Origin of the sequence: Methylobacterium sp. 285MFTsu5.1 (assembly GCF_000383455.1) — a bacterium.
Classification (GTDB): domain Bacteria; phylum Pseudomonadota; class Alphaproteobacteria; order Rhizobiales; family Beijerinckiaceae; genus Methylobacterium.
Map to the genome: position 1 here is coordinate 64,679 of NZ_KB911274.1, position 18,083 is coordinate 82,761.

Below are 18,083 nucleotides of genomic sequence, written 5' to 3' on the forward strand. Positions count from 1 at the left end.
GCGGGATCAGAGGGCCAGGAGGAGCAGCCCGACGACGGTCACGGACAGGATCAGGCAGAGGGCGAGATCGAGAATGGCCGCTCCACCGCAGGTCGGCGCGGTTCGTGCGCGGTCGATACCGGACAGGGCGATCAAGAGCGGACCTCGCGGTTCTCTTCCGTGCGTGCCGCGACCCTCACGGTTCTCGCGGCGCGTCGGGGCCCGACGGCGCCCGAGGGTGCCGCCGCCCCGCCTGAGGGGGTGGCGGGAGCGGCGGCCTGCGGCGCCCTCGGTGAACCGGCGCGGTGGACCGTTTCCGCGACGGCGACCCCGAGGACGGGCAGTGTGAGCGCGGCGACGACGCAGACGAGGCGTCGGAGCCGCGGAAGGGGATCACCCAGGCTTGCCCGTCGCGCCTGGGCGGTGGGAAGCGTGAGCGGCGGCAGGGGCATCGCCACGAGCGTTCGCGTATCAATCGTCATCGGCCGGCCCCGCATTTCGTGGGAAATTTGACCACGAAATGGTTTTACGTGTGCAAAAATCCCACGTCAACGCGAAATCGAGGGACCAGCGTGCGCCTTCGCACGCGGTGGGATTGTGTCCCACAGCGTGAGCCGTCACGATGCGGCCATGTCTGATACTGCCGATACACCGCGGGAGGGCGCCAGCCTGCACGCGCCGCTGGCGCGGCTGCTGCGCCCCCTCGTGCGCCTGCTCGTCGCCCGCGGCATCACCTTCCCAGCACTCACCGACCTGCTGCGCGAGCTGTACGTGAACGTCGCCGAGTACGACTTCGCCCTCACCGGAAAGGAGCAGACCGACAGCCGCGTCTCCCTGCTCACCGGCATCCACCGCAAGGAGGTCCGGCGCCTGCGAGGCGCCGGTGCTCCGGTCAGCGCCGTCCCGGCGGTCGTCTCCCGCACCAGCCGGATCATCGCCCGCTGGATCGCCGACCCGGCCTTCACCGACGCGCAGGGCCAGCCCCTGAAACTTCCGCGCACGGCCGAGGGCGGCGCACCCTCGTTCGAGTCGCTGGTCGCGGGCGTGACGCGGGACCTGCGGCCGCGCGCCGTCCTCGACGAGTGGCTCGATCGCGGGCTGGCCTTCACGGATCCGCAGGACCGGATCGTGCTGGCCGAGGCCGCCTACGTACCGAGGGGCGACGGCGCCGAGGGGCCCCAGCTCTACTATTTCGGCCGCAACCTGCACGACCATATCGCCGCCGCCGTCGCCAACATCTTCGGAGACGCGCCGCGCTTCCTCGAGCGGGCGGTCCACTACGACGGGCTGTCCGAGGACCTCGCGACCCGGCTCGAGGCGCGCGCCCGCGAGATCGCCATGGAGGCGCTGCAGCAGGCCAACCGGGAAGCGCACGCGGCCTGCCAGACCGATCCCGGCGGCACGCATCGCTGGAACTTCGGCCTGTACGTCTACACCGAAGCGGCGCCGCCGGCGCGGCGAGCGGACGAGCGGTGAGAGGCCGGCCGGTGCGCGCCACGCTCAACCGCCGGTTCGTCCTGCGCCTGCTCGCGGGCGCCGCGACCGTTCTGCCCGGCACCGTCCGGTCGCAGGAATCCCCGCGCGATCAGGGCATCGGCGGGACCGGCATGATGCGGACCGACGCGCCGAAGAGCGGGCCCCTCGGCGAGGGCGACCGCGGCATCGGCGGCACCGGCGTGATCGGCACGATCCGACGCTTCGGCTCGATCGTCGTCAACGACCTGCGCATCGCCTATCCGCCCGAGGTGGAGGTGCATATCGACGGCACGGCCGCGAAGGCCGCCCACCTGAAGATCGGTCAGGTCGTCCACGTGGTGGCGCGGCCCGAGGGCGGCGGACTCGCCACGGGACGGATCGACGTCACGAGCGAAGTGGTCGGGACGGTGGAATCGGTCGCGCCTGGGCGGCTCGTAGTGCTCGGCCAGCGGGTCTCGACCACGGGTCTCGGCGGCGCGTGGCAGCCGGGCGCGCGAGTCGCGGTGAGCGGGCTGCGCCGGCCCGACGGCGTGATCGTGGCGAGCCTGATCGAGCCGCGGGACACCGGGCCCGACCGCGTCGCCGGCCCGGTGCGGCGGGTCGCGGGCGGCCTCGGGATCGGCGGCCTCCGCCTCGCGGGCGCCGACGCCCTGCCGCCGGGCCGGCGCGCCCTGGTGACGGGCCGTGCGGCGAACGGCGTGCTCACCGTGACCAACGCCGCGCAGGTCGGTCTGCCCTTCCCGCCGGGTCTGAAACAGGTCTCGATCGAGGCCTATATCGGCCGGGATAGCGGCAGGCTCGACGTCGGCGCGGGCTACGCCGTCGCGGGCCGCCCCGGCGCGCAGGTTCCGCGCACCGGGAGCGTGCGGGCGGTGCTGACCGCGGCGATCGCGCGGGACGGGGACCTGACGGTGGAGCGGCTGCGGATCGAGGACCGCATCGCGCCCGAGCCGCAGCGGCCGGACGCCCCCCGGTTCGAGCGGGAGCGCGACCGGCTCGACCTCCGCAACCTCCCCGACGAGGCGCCCGGCCGCTTCGGCGCCGAGCCCGGAGGCCGCCAGGGCGGCCTGGGCGGCATCGGCGAACCGCGCGGCCCCGCGATCGACACCCGGCCGGGGGGCGCGGTCGTCCCCGGATCGGAGGGTACCGGCGGATTCGGAGCGCCGCGCGGCGGCTTCGGCGGCACGCCGCCGGCAGGCCCCGGGGCGTTCCCGGGCGGCCCCGGGGGCTTCGGCGGCTCGCCCGGGGGCCCCGGCCCGGGCCCGGGCGGGGGCGGCTTCGGCGGCGGTGGTTTCGGCGGCGGTGGTTTCGGCGGGCCTGGCGGTCCGGGCGGCGGCCGGCGCTAGAGCCGCGCCCGGTCGGGACGACAATGTAGCCGGGCCCGTGCCGAGCGAGGCGTGGGTCCTCTCTCCCCTGCGGGAGAGGGGTGTGGGGCGGCTGTCTCGACCGGATCGGCCTTCGTCCCGCACCGTCGCAACGCAATCGGAGGCGGCTCTAGAACAGACCGCGCGGAGCGCGGACGCGCGCGGGACGGAGGGACTTCAGGCCTCCGCCTCCCGGTCGAGCAGCGCGCGCTTGCGCGCGACGCCCCAGCGATAGCCCGACAGGGCACCGTCCGAGCGCACGACGCGGTGGCAGGGGATGGCCACCGCGACCGGGTTCGCCCCGCAGGCCTGCGCGACCGCGCGCGTCGCCGTCGGCAGGCCGATCGCCCGGGCGATCTCCGCGTAGGTCGCGGTGGATCCCACCGGGATCTTGCGCAGCGCCGTCCAGACCCGCTGCTGGAACGCCGTCCCGCGGATGTCGAGGGGCAGGTCGAGGCCGCTGCCCGGCGCCTCCACGAGCCCGATGACCCGCGCCATCCAGCCCTCGAAGGCCGGGTCGCCGCCCTCGATCTCCGCGGCGGGGAAGCGGTCCTGGAGATCGTGCAGGAGCGGCTCGGGCGCGTCCCCGAGGAGGATCGCGCAGACGCCCGCCTCGGTGGCGGCGACGAGGATCGCGCCGAGGCTGCAGGCGCCGATGCCGAACCGGATGCGCAGGCCCGCGCCGCCCGTCCGGTAGGCGGCGGGCGCCATGCCGAGGCGCGGCGCGCCCGCCGCGTAGAACCGGCTCGCGGCGGCGTAGCCGGCCTCGTACAGCGCCTCCGTCACCGAGGCGGCCCCGGGCAGCCGCCGCGCCACGGCGGCGGCGCGGTGGGCGGCCGCGTAGGCTCTGGGGGTCACGCCGGTGGCGTCCTTGAACACCCGGTGGAAGTGGTAGGCGCTCAGGCCGGCGGCGCTGGCGAGCGCGGCGAGGGACGGAACCGTCTCCGCCGTCTCGATCAGGCGGCAGGCGCGGGCGACCGCCTCGGCCCGGCGCTCGGCGAGGGCGGGCTCGTCCGGGCGGCAGCGGCGGCACGGCCGGAAGCCGGCAGCCTCGGCCTCAGCGCAGGTCCGGTGGAAGCTGACATTCTCGGGCCGCGCCGCGCGCGCGGCGCAGCTCGGGCGGCAGTACACGCCCGTGGTGCGGACCGCGTACACGAAGGTGCCGTCGGCCCGCGGGTCGCGGGCGGCGAGGGCGGCCCAGCGCTCGGCATCGCCAGGGTCTGTCGCGGGAACGGGGCTCATGGCAGCCGTACTATGCGGCTTGGCGCGGGCCTTGAGGAGGGGCATGACGGGGCCTGCCGGGTGGTGGATGACGCGTGCGGCACTCTGCCGGTCCGCCGCCGCACCGGCATCCCGCGCCTTGCGGCCGAATTCGACATCGGCGGCCGCCGGAACGGGCGACCCGCCTCACGAGTGCGCCATGGCTTCGAGCACGCCCGATCACATCCATGTCGGCCAGGACGGCTGGCTGTTCCTGAAGACGGGCACGAACGACGTGCTCGGCCAGTACGAGCGGCCGGAGGAGACGACCGAGCTGATCTGGCAGTGGCGCAGCCTCGTGACGACGCGGGAGCGGCGCCTGCGCGCCCAGGGGATCCTGTACCGCCACGTCGTCGCCCCGGAGAAGCTGATGATCTACGATCACCGGCTCGACGGGCTCACCATCCGGCCGAGCGCGTCGCCGGCCTACCGCCTCCTCCACAGCGAGCCCCCGGCGGGCCGCTTCCCGGGTCCGGTCGGGCTGTACGCGGCCTGGCGCCGGCGGAAGCGCTGGCGGCAGACCTGCATCGATCTGGTGACGCCGATGCGGGCGCAGCGCGACGCGGCCGACCTCTACTGCCGGACCGACACCCACTGGTCCGCCGACGGCTGCTATCTCGCCTACGCGGAGATCTGCCGGGCGCTGGGCGCCGAGCCGCGGCAGGACCTGCGAGAGCGGCCGTCCTTCGAGACCGACCACGACGGCGATCTGGGGAGCGCCTTCGATCCACCCCGGCAGGCGCGCTCGCGCACCGTCCTGATGCAGCAGAACGCGGTCCGGACCTACGGCAGCCCGATCGTCGAGGCCCGGGAGAAGGCCGGCCTGCTGCACACGCTGCATGTCGGTGCGCACGTGATCTACGGGAACGCCAAGGCCACCGACCCGCGCCGGCTGGTCTTGTTCGGCGATTCCTTCTCGCACGTCATGCCGTACATGCTGACGATCATGCTGGCCGAGACGTTCCGCGAGGTGCACTTCGTCTGGAGCACCTCGCTGGACTGGCCGTATATCGAGCGCGTCCGGCCCGACATCGTGCTGACCGAGGTGGCCGAGCGCTTCATGGTGCAGCTGCCCGACGACACCTTCTCGGTGGAGCGCTACGCGCAGGACCGCTTCGGGGCCGAACTCGCGGCCGCGGGCGCCTGACGGGCGAGCCCGGAACTCGGGAGGGCGAACACGTCGCCACCCCCGACTTCGCCAGTCCGGGATTGCCGAGCGGGATCCGGAGCGCGAGCGGGCGCCCGGCATGGCTGCGACCGGGACTGTCCGTTCCCGGCTCGCCGGCCGTGCCCCTCACGCCTGCAGCTTGGCCACCAGCGCGTCCGACAGGGCGAAGTTCACGTAGACGTTCTGGACGTCGTCCTGGTCCTCGATCACCTCGACGAGGCGGATGAGCTTCTCGCCGGTCTCGTCGTCGACGTTGATGGTGTTCTGCGCCTTCCAGATCAGGCCCGTGCGCGCGGGCTCGCCGAAGCGCGCCTCGAGGGCCTTGGTGACCTCGCCGTAGGAATCCTGGGCGCAGATGACCTCGTGTCCGTCCTCGCCGGAGCTGACGTCGTCGGCGCCGGCCTCGATCGCCGCCTCCAGCATCGTGTCGGCGTCGGCCACGGAGGCCGGGTAGACGATCACGCCAACGCGGTCGAACATGAAGGCGACGGCCCCGGTCTCGGCGAGGCTGCCGCCGGACTTGGTGAAGGCCGAGCGCACGTCCGAGGCGGTGCGGTTGCGGTTGTCGGTCTGTGCCTCGACGATCAGCGCGGCGCCGCCGGGCCCGTAGCCCTCGTAGCGGATGTCCTCGTAGTTCTCGCCGTCGGCGCCGGCGGCCTTCTTGATGGCGCGCTCGATATTGTCCTTGGGCATGTTCTCGGCGCGGGCCGCCAGGATCGCGGCGCGCAGGCGCGGGTTCATCGCCGGGTCGGGCGTGCCGAGCTTGGCCGCCACCGTGATCTCGCGGGCGAGCTTGCCGAACACCTTCGAGCGGACCGCGTCCACCCGGCCCTTCCGGTGCATGATGTTCTTGAACTGCGAATGGCCTGCCATGACGGTTCGGACTTTTGTTCGTTGGCGCGGGCGGGCGTGCGGAACCCCGCCGTCGCGGCTGTGAGGTCGCGCCGTATATAGGCCGCCGCCTTCGGACGAAGCAACGCGGCCGCTGCCGGTCGGCGCGACACGGGCCGATACGGCCCCGCGGGCTTCGCAATCCCGTGACCGCGGAAAAAGTCGCCGTCTCGGGCGTTGGCGCTGGACTTCACGCGCAGCTGGGAACCCGATGTCGAGCCGGAACGGACGCAGCACGGTCATGGTCACGGGCGCGAGCGCCGGCGTCGGCCGGGCTGTCGCCCACGAATTCGCCCGGCACGGCTGGAACGTGGGGCTGATCGCGCGCGGCCCGGCGGGGCTGAGGGGCACGATCCGCGATGTCGAGCGGGCCGGCGGCCGGGCCCTGGCCTTTGCGGCCGACGTCGCCGACGCGGAGGCCGTCGCCCAGGCCGCCGACGCGCTGGCCGAGGCGTTCGGCGGCATCGACGTCTGGGTCAACAACGCGATGGTGACGGTCTACGCGCCCGTTCAAGAGACGAGCCCGGACGAGTTCCACCGCGCCACCGCGGTGACCTATCTGGGGCAGGTGCACGGCACGCTGGCGGCCCTCCGCCACATGGTCCCGCGCGACCGGGGCACGATCGTGCATGTCGGCTCGGCGCTCGCCTACCGGTCGATCCCGCTCCAGGCAAGCTACTGCGCCGCCAAGGCCGCCGTGCGGGGCTTCGTCGATTCCCTGCGCAGCGAGCTGCTCCACGACCGCAGCCGAGTCCGCCTGACGATGGTACAGCTTCCGGCCGTGAACACGCCGCAATTCGACTGGGCGCGCTCGCGGCTGCCACGCAAGCTCGAGCCGGTGCCGCCGATCTACCAGCCGGGGGCCATCGCCCGGCACGTCTTCCGGGCGGCGCACGACGCGCCCCGGGAAGTGTGGATCGGGGCCTCGGCCTGGAAGGCGATCATCGGAAACATGCTGATCCCGGGCTGGATCGACGGCTACCTCGCCCGGCACGGCTATCGCGGGGAGATGACCGGCGTGCAGGCGCAGAAGAACCGACCCGACAACCTCTACGACCCGGTGGACACCGATCCCGGCGCCCACGGCCGCTTCGACTCCCGCGCGACCAGCGACGTCGCCGCGGCCGACCCGCGCTGGCTCAAGTTCGGGATCGCGGCCGCGCTCGGCCTCGCGGCCGGGACGATGCTGTTCGCCACCGAGGCGCACGGGCGGGCGGACGCCCGCGCCGATCGCCGGCCGGGCAGACGCTAGGACACGGGCCAACGCGGGTTTCAAGGAGGATCCGATGCCGGGCACGAACCGTCGCGATCTGGTGCGGGCCGCGCTCGCCGGAGGGGCCGTCCTGGGTCTCGGCGGCCGCGCCCGCGCCACCGCACCCTTCGGCGGAGCGCAGGCGCCGGGCTTCTACCGGACGCGTGTCGGCAGCTGCGAGGTCACGATCCTCAACGACGGGGCGCGCAGCTTCCCGATGCCGGACCGCTTCGTGCGCAACGTTCCCCGGGACGAGGCGCTCGGCGCCGCGCGGGCGGCCTACATGCCCCCCGGCCAGGTGACGGTGCCGTTCAACCCGACGCTGATCAACACGGGCGCGCAGCTCGTCCTGATCGATACCGGCAACGGCCCGGTGCCGGGCGCGCCCGTCGGCCGCCTCGCGGCGAACCTCGCGGCGGCCGGGATCAGGCCCGAGGACATCGACCTCGTCCTGCTCTCGCACCTCCATCCCGACCACACGAACGGCCTCAAGCGGGCGGACGGGTCCCTCGCCTTCGCGAACGCCGAGATCCGGGCCGCCGCACCCGACTGGGCGTTCTGGATGAGCGACGCCAACATGGCCCGCGCCGCCGACCCGGTGACGCAGGGCTACTTCGCCAACACCCGCCGGGTGCTCGGCGACCTGAAGGACCGGATCGGCACCTTCGCGTGGGACGAGGAGATCGTGCCCGGGATCACCGCCCTCGCCGCCCCCGGCCACACGCCGGGCCACACGGCCTTCGCGGTCGCCTCGGGTGCGGACCGTCTGCTGATCCAGTCCGACGTGACCAACATCCCGGCCCTCTTCCTGCAGCACCCGGACTGGCACGTGATGTACGATCACGACGCCGATCAGGCGCAGGCGACGCGCCACCGCTTCTACGACACGGCCGCGTCCGAGAGGGCCCTCGTGGTCGGCTACCACTTCCCCTTCCCGTCGCTCGGCCACGTGGAACGGGACGGACGGGGCTACCGGCTCGTGCCCATCGCCTGGACCGGCGTGCTCTGACCGCCCCGGGATTCGTGCCACCGGATCAGGGAGGCCAGATCCACGACCCCGCCCGGCCATTCGACGCCCGCGAGGTGCCGGTGCGGCCGGTCCGGCTCGCCGAGATCCGAGACGGCCGAGAAGGCGCCGTCGAGCCGGTGGCTCTCGGTGTAGCGGCTCCGGGTTGCCAGGACCGGCAGCCCGGCGGCTCGGGCCGAGCTGATGCCGGCGGCCGAATCCTCGAAGGCCACCGCCTCGGAGGCCGGGATCTCCAGGCCGGCGAGCGCCAGCAGGAACACGTCGGGGGCGGGCTTCTTGCGGCTCGCCTCGTCGCCGGCCGCGATCACGTCGAAGGGCGCTGCGTCCGGCGGGAAATTGGCGGCGAGGAGCCGGTCGACGTTCGGGCGGCTCGTCGTGGTGGCCACCGCGAGCCGGACTCCCGCGGCCCGGGCCTCGGCGATCAGCCGGGCGATCCCGGGGCGCAGCGGCAGGCCGTTCCGCGCGACGAGGTCGCCGTAGGCGCGCGTCTTGATGGCGTGGATCTCCGGCGCGCGGGCGTGGAGCGCGGCGGCTTCCGCCGGGTGCTCGGTGTCGATGTAGTGGGCGAGCCGCTCCTTGCCGCCCATGACGGCCAGCAGGTCGGCGTAGAGCGCCTCGTCCCACCGCCAGGGCAGGCCGAGCTCCGCGAAGGCGCGGTTGAACGCCTGCCGGTGCAGGTCCTCGGTCTCGGCGAGGGTCCCGTCGACGTCGAAGATCAGCGCCTTCAGCACGACAGGTCGCGACCGGAGGCGCCCTCCGCGCCCTCGCGGATCGCCGCGATGCGCTCGGCGTAGGCGTCCGGGCCGCCGCTGAACACCGCGTTGCCGGCCACGAACGTGTCGGCGCCGGCGCGGCTCGCGACCTTGACCGTCTCGGGGTCGATCCCGCCGTCGACCTGGATGCGGATGTCCCGGCCCGCCACCATGGCGCGCACCCGCGCCACCGATTCCATGGCGCCCTTGATGAAGCTCTGGCCGCCGAAGCCGGGATTGACGGTCATCACCAGCACGAGATCCACGAGGTCGAGCACCGGCTCGACCATGGCGGCCGGCGTGCCCGGGTTGATCGCCACGCCGGCGCGCTTGCCGAGGTCGCGGATGGTCTGGAGCGAGCGGTGGATGTGCGGCCCGGCCTCAGCGTGGACCGTGATGCCGTCGGCCCCCGCCTGCGCGAAGGCCGCGAGGTACGGATCGGCCGGCGCGATCATCAGATGCACGTCGAAGTACTTCTGCGTGTGCGGCCGGAGCGCTTTCACCACCGGCGGCCCGAAGGTGATGTTGGGCACGAAATGCCCGTCCATCACGTCGAGATGGATCCAGTCGGCCCCGGCCGCGTCCACGGCGCGGGTCTCCTCGGCCAGCTTCGAGAAGTCGGCGGATAGGATCGACGGGGCGATGACGGGTGCGAGCATGGGAGGCTTTCGGGGTCGGCTCAGGCCAGCCGGCGGCGGCGCTCGACGAGCTGCATGATCATCGGCGTCAGGATCAGCTGCATCGCCAAGTCGAGCTTGCCGCCGGGGATCACGATGGAGTTGGCCCGGCTCATGAAACTGTCGTGAATCATGGAGACGAGATACGAGAAGTCGATCCCCTTCGGGTCCTTGAAGCGGATCACGACCATCGATTCGTCGGCGGTGGGGATCCAGCGGGCGATGAACGGGTTCGACGTGTCGACCGTCGGCACCCGCTGGAAGTTGATGTCGGTGAACGAGAATTGCGGGCAGATAGTCTGCACGTAGTCGGGCATGCGCCGCAGGATCACGTCGGTCACCGCCTCGGTGGAGTAGCCGCGGAACGAGCGGTCCCGGTGCAGCTTCTGGATCCATTCGAGGTTGATCACCGGCACGACGCCGATCTTCAGGTCGGCGTAGCGGGCGATGTCGACGTCCTGGTCGGCCACGCAGCCGTGCAGGCCCTCGTAGAACAGGAGGTCGGAATCGGGCGGGAACGTCTCCCAGTCCGAGAAGCTGCCCTCCGGGATGCCGTAGGCCTGCGCGTCGTGCTGGTCGTGGGCGTAGTGACGGGTCCGGCCGGTGCCGGACTCGGCGTAGCTGCGGAACACCGCCTCCAGCTCCGGCAGGAGGTTGGCCCGCGGCGCGAAGTGGGACAGCGTCGGCTCGTTCGCCATCATCGCCCGCATCGTGTCGCGGTCGAAGGCGTGGAAGCCGTCACCCTCGATGAAGACCGCCCGCACGTCCTCGCGGCGGAAGATCTGCTCGAAGGTGTTGCGCACCGAGGTGGTCCCGGCCCCGGAGGAGCCGGTCACCGAGATGATGGGGTGCCGCGCCGACATGCCTTTACGACTTCACGGTGCGGCTATGACCGCATCAGGCCGCGCTGGCCGAAGAGCGGCGAGCGGCCGGCATCGGGCTTGCCTCCGGCATAGTAGGTGGCGACGCACGCCACTTCCTCGGTCGAGCCGCAGACCAGCGGCGCCCGCTCGTGGATGCCGGTGGCCACGAGGTCGAGGATCCGCGTCTGGCCGTCGGTCGCCGCGCCGCCGGCCTGCTCGACCAGCATGGCCACGGGCGCGACCTCGTAGAGCAGCCGCAGGCGGCCACGGGCGTAGTTCTTCCGGGCGTCGCCCGGGTAGAGGAACACACCGCCGCGGGTCAGCACGCGCTGGATGTCGGCCACCAGCGAGGCGAGCCAGCGCATGTTGTAGTCCTTGTCGCGCGGCCCCTCGGTGCCGCGCTGGCAATCCTCGATATAGGCCTTCACCGGCGCGTCCCAGTGCCGAGCGTTGGAGGCGTTGATGGCGAATTCCTTGGTGGAGGCCGGCACCGACATCGCCGGGCTCGTCAGCTTGAACCGGCCCTCGGCGCGGTCGAGCACGTAGGACTGGGTGCCGTCGCCGAGCGTCAGGATCAGCGCCGTGGCCGGGCCGTAGGTGACGAAGCCCGCGGCGATCTGCGTCGAGCCGGGGGTGGTGAACGAGGCCAGCGGGTTCGCCGGATCCTTGATCGACGGCCGGATGCCGAAGATCATGCCGACGGCCATGTTCACGCCGATGTTGGAGGAGCCGTCGAGGGGGTCGATGGCGACGGCGAGCGGGGCGTCCGGGTTCAGACGCATCACCTCCTCGGCCTCCTCGGAGGCGACCTCGGCGACCGGCGCGCCCCGCAGCGCCGCGGTCACGCTCTCGTGAGCGATGACGTCGAGGGCCTTCTGGACGTCGCCGTCGCTGTTGTGATCGCCGGCCGCCGCGAGGTCGCCGCTGAGCGCGCCGCGCCCGATCCGCTCGCTGATCTCCACCGCCGACCGCGCCACGGCCGCGATCACCGCGGCGGCGTCCTTCAGCGCCGGATTGGCGTCCACGGCCTGCGCCAGGCAGGTCTCGAGGGGCGTCCCGATCGCCGCTGAAATTGCCATCGGCCTACTCCTCCTGCTCGGATCCCGTCCGCGGGGATCGCGCGTTCCGCGCCGGCTCTGTAGCGGCCGCTTGGCTGCCAAGATAGCGGTCTCTGTCTCCGGATCGACAGGAACCCGCGGCGGGGCCTTCAAGATTTCTGTGCGATCTTGTGCCATAGGACGAAAAAAACGAGATGTCCGCCATGCGCAACCTCTCCCTCAAGCAGCTTCAGGCGGTCGCTGCCGTGGCCCGCCTCGGCACCATGACCCGGGCTGCGCAGGAGCTGAACGTCACCTCCGCCGCCCTCTACGCGCGCATCCGCCAGCTGGAGGAGGAGGCCGGGCTGCTGCTGTTCGACCGGACGCCGGGGGGCCTCAAGCCGACGGATGCCGGCCGCGAGATGCTCTGGGCGATCGACAGCATCAACACGGTGCTGGAGACCTGCACGGACCGCCTGCGCACCCTGCGCGGCGCGGAGGGCGGCCGCGTGGCGCTCGGCGTCGTCTCCACCGCCAAGTACTTCGCCCCGCAGGTGATCGCGGGCTTCGTCAAGAAGCATCCCGGCGTCGAGATCAGCCTGTCGGTGCGCAACCGCGGCCAGACCGTGGAGGCGCTGCGCGGCTACGAGATCGACTTCGCCCTGATGGGCCGCCCGCCCCGGGACTTCCCGATCGAGGCCGCCACCTTCGGGCCGCACCCGATCGTGCTGATCGCGCCGCCCGGCCACCCCCTGGCGGGCCGGACCGACCTGAACCGCGAGGACCTCGCGGACCAGCCGTTCTTCCTCCGCGAAGAGGGCTCGGGCACCCGCATGGTCTTCGAGGAGTTCATGAGCGGCGTCCTGGTCAAGCGGGCGCCGCTGGACATCGACACCGGGTCGAACGAGACGATCAAGCAGGCGGTGATGGCCGGGCTCGGGATCGCGCTGCTCTCGGTGCACTCCGTGGCGGCCGAGCTGGAGAGCGGGCGCCTCGTCCTCCTCAACGTCAGGGGCCTGCCGATCCGGCGCGACTGGTACGCGGTCCGGCGCGCCGACAAGGTGCTGGGCCCGGCCGCCTCCGCGGTCTGGTCCTACCTGATGTCGGAGGGCGCGCGCTGCCTGCCGGGCGTCGCCCAGAGCGGTCTGGTGCTGGCGGGAGCCAAGGCGTGAGCGCCGCTGCCGGCGTCGTCGTGGCCGGGGCCGGGCAGGCCGGCTTCCAGCTCGCCGCGTCCCTGCGGGAGGGCGGGTTCCGCGACCCGATCACCCTGGTGGGCGACGAGACCGCCCTGCCCTACCAGCGGCCGCCCCTCTCGAAGGCCTACCTCGCCGGCAAGACCGACCGAGAGGGCCTGTTCCTGCGCCCGCCCGGCTTCTTCGCCGAGCACGCCATCGCGCACCGCCCGGGGCTCCGCGCCGTCGCGATCGACCGGGACGCGCGCCGCCTGCAGCTCTCGGACGGCACCGACCTCCCCTACGACCACCTCGTGCTCGCCACCGGCGCGCGCAACCGCCCCCTGCCGGTCCCGGGCGCCGAACTCGCGGGCGTGCGCCAGCTGCGCGGTCTCGCGGATGCCGACGCCCTGAAGGCGGCAGTCGCCGAGGCCCGGGCGGTCGTCATCATCGGGGCCGGCTTCATCGGGCTCGAATTCGCCGCCGTCGCGGCCGCGCGCGGCCTCCCGGTGACGGTGGTCGAGGCGGCCGAGCGGCCCATGGCCCGGGCGGTCTCGTCCGAGATGGGCGAATTCTTCCGCCGCGCCCACGCCGCGATGGGCGTGCGCTTCGCCTTCGGGGCGGGCGTGACGGCGATCGTCGGGCGGGACGGCCGCGCCACCGGCGTCGCCCTGGCGGACGGCAGCGAACGCGCGGCCGATCTGGTCCTCGTGGGGATCGGCGTCCTGCCGAACCGGGAGCTCGCCGCGGAGGCCGGCCTCCCGGCCGAGGACGGCGTGCGGGTCGACGCGTTCCTGGCGACGCCCGACCCGGCCATCTCGGCGATCGGCGACTGCGCCCGCTTCCCGATCCCCTTCGCCCGCGGGCTGACGCCGGACGGGACGGTGCGGATCGAGTCCGTGCAGAACGCCATCGACCAGGGCCGCTGCCTCGCGGCCCGCCTCACCGGCAAGCCCGCCGCCTACGGGGCGCTGCCGTGGTTCTGGAGCGACCAGGGTCCGCACAAGCTGCAGATCGCGGGCCTGTCGGGACCCGGCGATGCCGGCGTCGTCCGCGGGACCGGCGACGCCTTCTCGGTCTTCCGCTTCCGCGACGGGCGCCTGAGCGCGGTGGAATCCGTCGACCGCGCGGGTGACCACATGATCGCGCGGCGCCTGCTCGCGGCCGGGACGCCGCTGACGCCCGACAAGGCGGAAGATCTAGGCTTCGACCTCAAGGCGCTGGCGATGGGGCGGGTCTGAGAGCTGCTCCGCGTCATCGCGAGCGTAGCGAAGCGACCCAGAGCAGCGCGACATCGGGAGGCGTGGCGCGACACTGGATTGCTTCGCTGCGCTCACAAGGACGACCTCGCGCGGTTCAGACTAACTCTCGGAAAACCATGGAACGGCTGGACGCCGCTCTGAATCGTCCGAGCACCATGCCCTTTCCCCGGCGCATGGAGCACCAGCGGAATGCGACCCAGGATCCAGCGCGAAACGTCGCGAAGCGTCGATATGCGGTGCCGCTTTCGCGGCGCTTCGTGTGCTGGTTCCCGGATCGCCTTCCACTGCGTTGCGGGCGTCCGGGAAAAGGCGCGCTCAGCCGGTAAACGGGACTGGTCCCGGCTTCTGCCGCAGGGCGATGGCGGTGGCGATCCCGAGCGCCAGGATGGTGACGGCGCATCCGAGCAGGGCCCCGAGCTGCCCGAACCGGAGCAGCGCCTGCCCGATCACCGCGACGCCGAGCGCCTGGCCGCAGAAGAACGAGAAGGCGTGGAGCGCCACCGCGGAGGCGCGGGCCTTGGGCGCGACCTCGGTGACCTGCGTCTGGTAGGTGTTGTGCAGCATGTAGAAGCCGAGGCCCATGGCGGTGAGCGCGGCGCAGTCGACCTGCCAGGAGCCCGCGAGCCCGACCACGGTGAGCGACGCGCCGCAGATCAGGCCGCCGCCGATCAGCATCCGCGGCAGGCCGAGCAGCCGCACCAGCAGCCCGACCAGGGCCGAGTAGAGCAGGCCGCCGACCGCGAACCCCGCCAGCACCAGCCCGGCCTCGCGCGGGCCGCCCTCCCCCCGCGCCTCGATCAGCGGGGCGAGGTGCGGGAACACGCCGAAGATCGCGATGGCCTCGATGAACACCGCCGAGAACAGCACCCGCGCCCGGGGATTGCCCAGGATCGTGCGGTAGCGCGTCACCGCCTCGCCGAAGGCGGGGCGGCGGGCCGGAGCCCGGCCGGCCCGGTCGAAGCCGAAGACGGTCGCCGCGCAGGCCAGGGCCGCCACCGCGGCGATGACCGCGAAGACGCCGCGCCAGCCGATCGCCGCCTCGATCAGGCCCGCGAAGGTCGAGCCCGAGAGCTGGCCGAGGATCACCGCCACGAGGAAGCGCCCGATCGCCACCTGGCGACCCTCCATCGGCACGCGGTCGCCCAGGAGCGCGAGCGAGAGCGGGATGCAGCCGCCCGCGGCAGCCCCCGCGAGCATGCGGAGGCCGAACAGGCTGCCGATGTCCGGCGCGACGCTGCACAGGGTCAGCGCGACGGCGAGCACCGCGAGGCAGGTGCTCATCACCCGCTCTTTGCCGAGCGCGTCGCCGATCGGGCCGAGCACCGGCTGGATGAACGCGTAGGGCAGTGCGAAGGCGGTGGAGAGGAGCGCCACCGTGTGGGCGTCGCTCGCGAGATCCCGGGCGAGCACGCCGACGAGGGGCTCGACCGAGCGGAGCGCGAAGGTGCTGCCGAACCCCGCGCAGGCCAGCACGACGATCAGGCGCGGGATCGACGTGGCCGGCGCCGCGGCGACGGCCGCGCTGGACGGGAGAGCCGGCTCTGTGCTGTCGGTCATGGCACGCTTCGCGACGCGGGCGGGATCAGACCCGCGGCATCGCATCTCCCTCGCCGGAGCGGAACCCCGCCGCGCGACAGATCAGTGCGCGTAGAACGCGGGATCCGGATTGTCGGTCGGGTGCGCGAAGGCCCAGCGCAGGGCCGACGACAGCGGCACGTTGTAGGTCAGGCCGCGCGGCGGCACGGGCTTCAGGAACCAGCGGTCGTAGAGCGCCGTGATCTCGGGGCTCCGGTAGAGATCGGCCGTCGCCCGGTCGACCACCGCCTTGAAGGCCGGGTCGTCCTTGCGCAGCATGATCCCGTAGGGCTCCGGATTGGACAGGGTCTCCTCGCTGACTGCGTAGGCGGCGGGCTCCTTGGACTGGGCCGCGACCACGCTGAGCTGCACGTCGTCCATGACGAAGGCCGAGGCTCGGCCGGTCTCGACCATGAGGAAGCCCTCCGGGACGTCCTTGGCGGCGATCACCGTGATGCCGAGCTTGCGCTCGTTGTTGGCCTTGATCAGCATCAGGATGTTGGTCGAGCCGGCGACCGACGAGACCGTCTTGCCGCGCAGGTCGTCCAAGCTGGCGATGTGCTGGTCCTTCCGGGAGACGAAGCGGGTCGCCGTCAGGAAGTGCGTGTTGGTGAAGTCCACCTGCTTCTTGCGCTCGGCGTTGTTGGTGGTCGTCCCGCACTCCAGATCGATCGTGCCGTTGGTCATCAGCGGGATGCGGGACGAGGAGTTGACGAACTCCATCCCGACCTCGAGGCCCGGCATCTTCAGTTCGCGCTTCACCGCGTCGGCGATCCTCAGGCAGATGTCGACCGCGAAGCCGACGACCTTCTGGTCCTGGTCCAGGTAGCTGAACGGGGTCGCGGTATCGCGCACGCCGAGGACCAGCCTGTTGCTGTCGTGGATCTTCTTCAGCGTGCCGGTGAGCTCGGCGGCTCGTGCGGCGCCCGCGGGGGCGCCGAGGAGGAGCGCGGCGATGAGGGGAGCGAGCAGACGCATGGGCCGACGGGTTCCGGTCGCGCGAGGGGCCGCCCGCGGGGTGCGCCGGCGGCGGGAGACCGGACCGCGCGCCGGGGCCGGCCCCCGGCGCGAGCCCCAGCAAGAGTCCGGCCGCGGTCAGGTCGACGCGGCCGCCTGGTGCGCCTCTGCGAGCTGCGCGTCCGCGGCCGCGACCTTCCGCGAGGCCGGGCGGGACCGGATGCGCTCCACGTAGGCCGCCAGCACCGGGTCGGGCGCGACGAGGCCGAAGCCCGTCGTCCAGCCGAGGGCGCCGCCCCACAGCACGTCGACGGCGCTGAAGCGCGCGCCGAGCAGGTACGGGCCGGGCGTCAGGGCCTCCTTCACCCGGGCGATGACGCTGTCGTAATCGGCGTAGGCCGACAGGGCGCGCGGGCCCGGCTCCCGCTGGAGGTGCCGGTCGATCACCGCGGGCTCGAAGCACGACCCGTAGAACACCATCCATCGCAGATAGGTGGCGCGGTCGGGCTCGGTCGGCGCCGGGGCGAGCCCCGCCTCGGGGAACAGGTCGGCGAGGTAGAGGTAGACGGCCGCCTGCTCGGTCACGAGGGCGTCGCCGTGGCGGATCGCCGGCACCTTCGCCATCGGGTTGACGGCGCGATAGGCGTCCTGGAGGTGCTCGCCGGCGCGCATGTTGAGCGCGTGCAGCCGGTACGGGACCCCGAGTTCCTCGAGCAGCACGCGGACGCCCGACGAGCGGGTATTGGGCGAATGATAGAACTCGATGTCAGGCATACTGGCCATTCCGCCCCGTCCGAGGATTGTCGATTCGTTGGCGTCCACGCTCTTACCCGCGGACCGACGGGTCAACCGCGGACCGGAGGCCACTTCTCCAGGGACCGGAATCGCGGCAGGAACGTTGGGCGATTGTGCGTTGCCGCGCGTTGGGCCTCCGACCGGCACGACGCGAGCCGGGGGTTACGAGTTCTGATGGCGAAGATTCTGCTGGTCGAGGACCACGAAGAGATCTGGGACTTCCTCTCGCGCCGCCTCAAGCGGCGCGGCTACGAGGTGATGCTCGCGCATGACGGCGAGGCCGGCGTCCGGCAGGCGCGCTCGGGCCAGCCCGACGTGATCCTCCTCGACATGAACCTGCCGGTCCTCGACGGCTGGTCGGTCGCCCGGACGCTGAAATCCGGCACCGACACCCGGGCGATCCCGATCATCGCGCTCACGGCCCACGCCATGTCGGGCGACCGCGACAAGGCCATCCAGGCCGGCTGCGACGACTATCACCCGAAGCCCGTCGATTTCTCGAAGCTGCTCAGCCAGATCAGCGCCGCCCTGGGCGAGACCGCGCAGGCGAGTTGAGCCGGCAGCGGACGCGCGACC

General features: G+C 72.7%; 18 protein-coding genes. 8 read left to right on the forward strand and 10 right to left on the reverse strand.

Annotation, left to right across the window (positions count from 1 at the left end; genetic code table 11):
- Positions 1 to 6: 6 nt before the first annotated feature.
- Positions 7 to 135, reverse strand: coding sequence for a hypothetical protein (locus H288_RS36255; RefSeq protein WP_020092541.1), 129 nt, complete (start codon positions 133 to 135; stop codon positions 7 to 9).
- 474 nt (positions 136 to 609) lie between these two features.
- Between H288_RS36255 and H288_RS0110500 the strand changes: the two genes are divergently transcribed.
- The gene (locus tag H288_RS0110500) at positions 610 to 1,455 is read left to right on the forward strand and encodes a DUF6502 family protein (protein ID WP_020092542.1); all 846 of its coding nucleotides are present in this window, start codon (positions 610 to 612) and stop codon (positions 1,453 to 1,455) included.
- Positions 1,456 to 1,466: 11 nt separating this feature from the next.
- A complete protein-coding gene (locus H288_RS35085) occupies positions 1,467 to 2,801 on the forward strand; it encodes a DUF5666 domain-containing protein (RefSeq protein ID WP_020092543.1) in 1,335 nt (444 codons plus the stop codon).
- Between the two features lie 195 nt (positions 2,802 to 2,996).
- Here H288_RS35085 and ada read toward each other — a convergent pair whose 3' ends face one another.
- Positions 2,997 to 4,061, reverse strand: coding sequence for a bifunctional DNA-binding transcriptional regulator/O6-methylguanine-DNA methyltransferase Ada (gene ada / locus H288_RS0110510; protein WP_020092544.1), 1,065 nt, complete (start codon positions 4,059 to 4,061; stop codon positions 2,997 to 2,999).
- A gap of 178 nt (positions 4,062 to 4,239) precedes the next feature.
- On the opposite strand from ada, the gene H288_RS0110515 reads away from it, so the two are divergent.
- Complete coding sequence (locus H288_RS0110515) at positions 4,240 to 5,226, forward strand: hypothetical protein (RefSeq protein WP_020092545.1); 987 nt, start codon at positions 4,240 to 4,242, stop codon at positions 5,224 to 5,226.
- A gap of 147 nt (positions 5,227 to 5,373) precedes the next feature.
- Here H288_RS0110515 and H288_RS0110520 read toward each other — a convergent pair whose 3' ends face one another.
- Positions 5,374 to 6,120, reverse strand: a complete 747-nt coding sequence (locus tag H288_RS0110520; protein ID WP_020092546.1) for a YebC/PmpR family DNA-binding transcriptional regulator — start codon at positions 6,118 to 6,120, stop codon at positions 5,374 to 5,376.
- A 229-nt stretch (positions 6,121 to 6,349) separates the two neighbouring features.
- Between H288_RS0110520 and H288_RS0110525 the strand changes: the two genes are divergently transcribed.
- The gene (locus H288_RS0110525) at positions 6,350 to 7,390 is read left to right on the forward strand and encodes an SDR family oxidoreductase (RefSeq protein WP_020092547.1); all 1,041 of its coding nucleotides are present in this window, start codon (positions 6,350 to 6,352) and stop codon (positions 7,388 to 7,390) included.
- A gap of 34 nt (positions 7,391 to 7,424) precedes the next feature.
- Complete coding sequence (locus H288_RS0110530; protein ID WP_020092548.1) at positions 7,425 to 8,399, forward strand: MBL fold metallo-hydrolase; 975 nt, start codon at positions 7,425 to 7,427, stop codon at positions 8,397 to 8,399.
- Here H288_RS0110530 and H288_RS0110535 read toward each other — a convergent pair.
- From H288_RS0110535 to H288_RS0110550, 4 genes are read right to left on the reverse strand one after another with little or no spacing between them, the layout of a single operon-like run.
- Positions 8,360 to 9,148 carry an HAD-IA family hydrolase gene (locus H288_RS0110535; RefSeq protein ID WP_020092549.1) on the reverse strand — a complete coding sequence of 263 codons (789 nt, stop codon included), beginning with the start codon at positions 9,146 to 9,148 and terminating at the stop codon, positions 8,360 to 8,362. The genes H288_RS0110530 and H288_RS0110535 overlap by 40 nt on opposite strands.
- On the reverse strand, positions 9,142 to 9,828 hold the full coding sequence (rpe, locus tag H288_RS0110540; RefSeq protein WP_020092550.1) for a ribulose-phosphate 3-epimerase: 687 nt from the start codon (positions 9,826 to 9,828) through the stop codon (positions 9,142 to 9,144). The genes H288_RS0110535 and rpe overlap by 7 nt, the downstream gene beginning before the upstream one ends.
- A 20-nt stretch (positions 9,829 to 9,848) precedes the next feature.
- Positions 9,849 to 10,709: a phosphoribulokinase gene (locus H288_RS0110545; RefSeq protein WP_012320495.1), complete on the reverse strand. Its 861-nt coding sequence runs from the start codon at positions 10,707 to 10,709 to the stop codon at positions 9,849 to 9,851.
- Between the two features lie 23 nt (positions 10,710 to 10,732).
- Positions 10,733 to 11,788, reverse strand: coding sequence for a class 1 fructose-bisphosphatase (locus tag H288_RS0110550; RefSeq protein WP_020092551.1), 1,056 nt, complete (start codon positions 11,786 to 11,788; stop codon positions 10,733 to 10,735).
- 182 nt (positions 11,789 to 11,970) lie between these two features.
- Between H288_RS0110550 and H288_RS0110555 the strand changes: the two genes are divergently transcribed.
- Positions 11,971 to 12,918 carry a LysR family transcriptional regulator gene (locus H288_RS0110555; RefSeq protein WP_026604832.1) on the forward strand — a complete coding sequence of 316 codons (948 nt, stop codon included), beginning with the start codon at positions 11,971 to 11,973 and terminating at the stop codon, positions 12,916 to 12,918.
- The gene (locus H288_RS0110560) at positions 12,915 to 14,159 is read left to right on the forward strand and encodes an FAD-dependent oxidoreductase (protein WP_020092553.1); all 1,245 of its coding nucleotides are present in this window, start codon (positions 12,915 to 12,917) and stop codon (positions 14,157 to 14,159) included. The genes H288_RS0110555 and H288_RS0110560 overlap by 4 nt, the downstream gene beginning before the upstream one ends.
- Positions 14,160 to 14,495: 336 nt before the next feature.
- Here H288_RS0110560 and H288_RS0110565 read toward each other — a convergent pair whose 3' ends face one another.
- From H288_RS0110565 to H288_RS0110575, 3 genes are all read right to left on the reverse strand, one after another.
- On the reverse strand, positions 14,496 to 15,737 hold the full coding sequence (locus H288_RS0110565; protein ID WP_020092554.1) for an MFS transporter: 1,242 nt from the start codon (positions 15,735 to 15,737) through the stop codon (positions 14,496 to 14,498).
- A gap of 81 nt (positions 15,738 to 15,818) precedes the next feature.
- Positions 15,819 to 16,733, reverse strand: a complete 915-nt coding sequence (locus tag H288_RS0110570) for an amino acid ABC transporter substrate-binding protein (RefSeq protein WP_020092555.1) — start codon at positions 16,731 to 16,733, stop codon at positions 15,819 to 15,821.
- Positions 16,734 to 16,850: 117 nt separating this feature from the next.
- Entirely contained in the window at positions 16,851 to 17,495 is a 645-nt protein-coding gene (locus H288_RS0110575) for a glutathione S-transferase family protein (protein ID WP_043712443.1), read from the reverse strand.
- 186 nt (positions 17,496 to 17,681) lie between these two features.
- Here H288_RS0110575 and H288_RS0110580 point away from each other — a divergent pair, with 186 nt between their 5' ends.
- Positions 17,682 to 18,062, forward strand: a complete 381-nt coding sequence (locus H288_RS0110580; RefSeq protein WP_020092557.1) for a response regulator — start codon at positions 17,682 to 17,684, stop codon at positions 18,060 to 18,062.
- Positions 18,063 to 18,083: the final 21 nt, after the last annotated feature.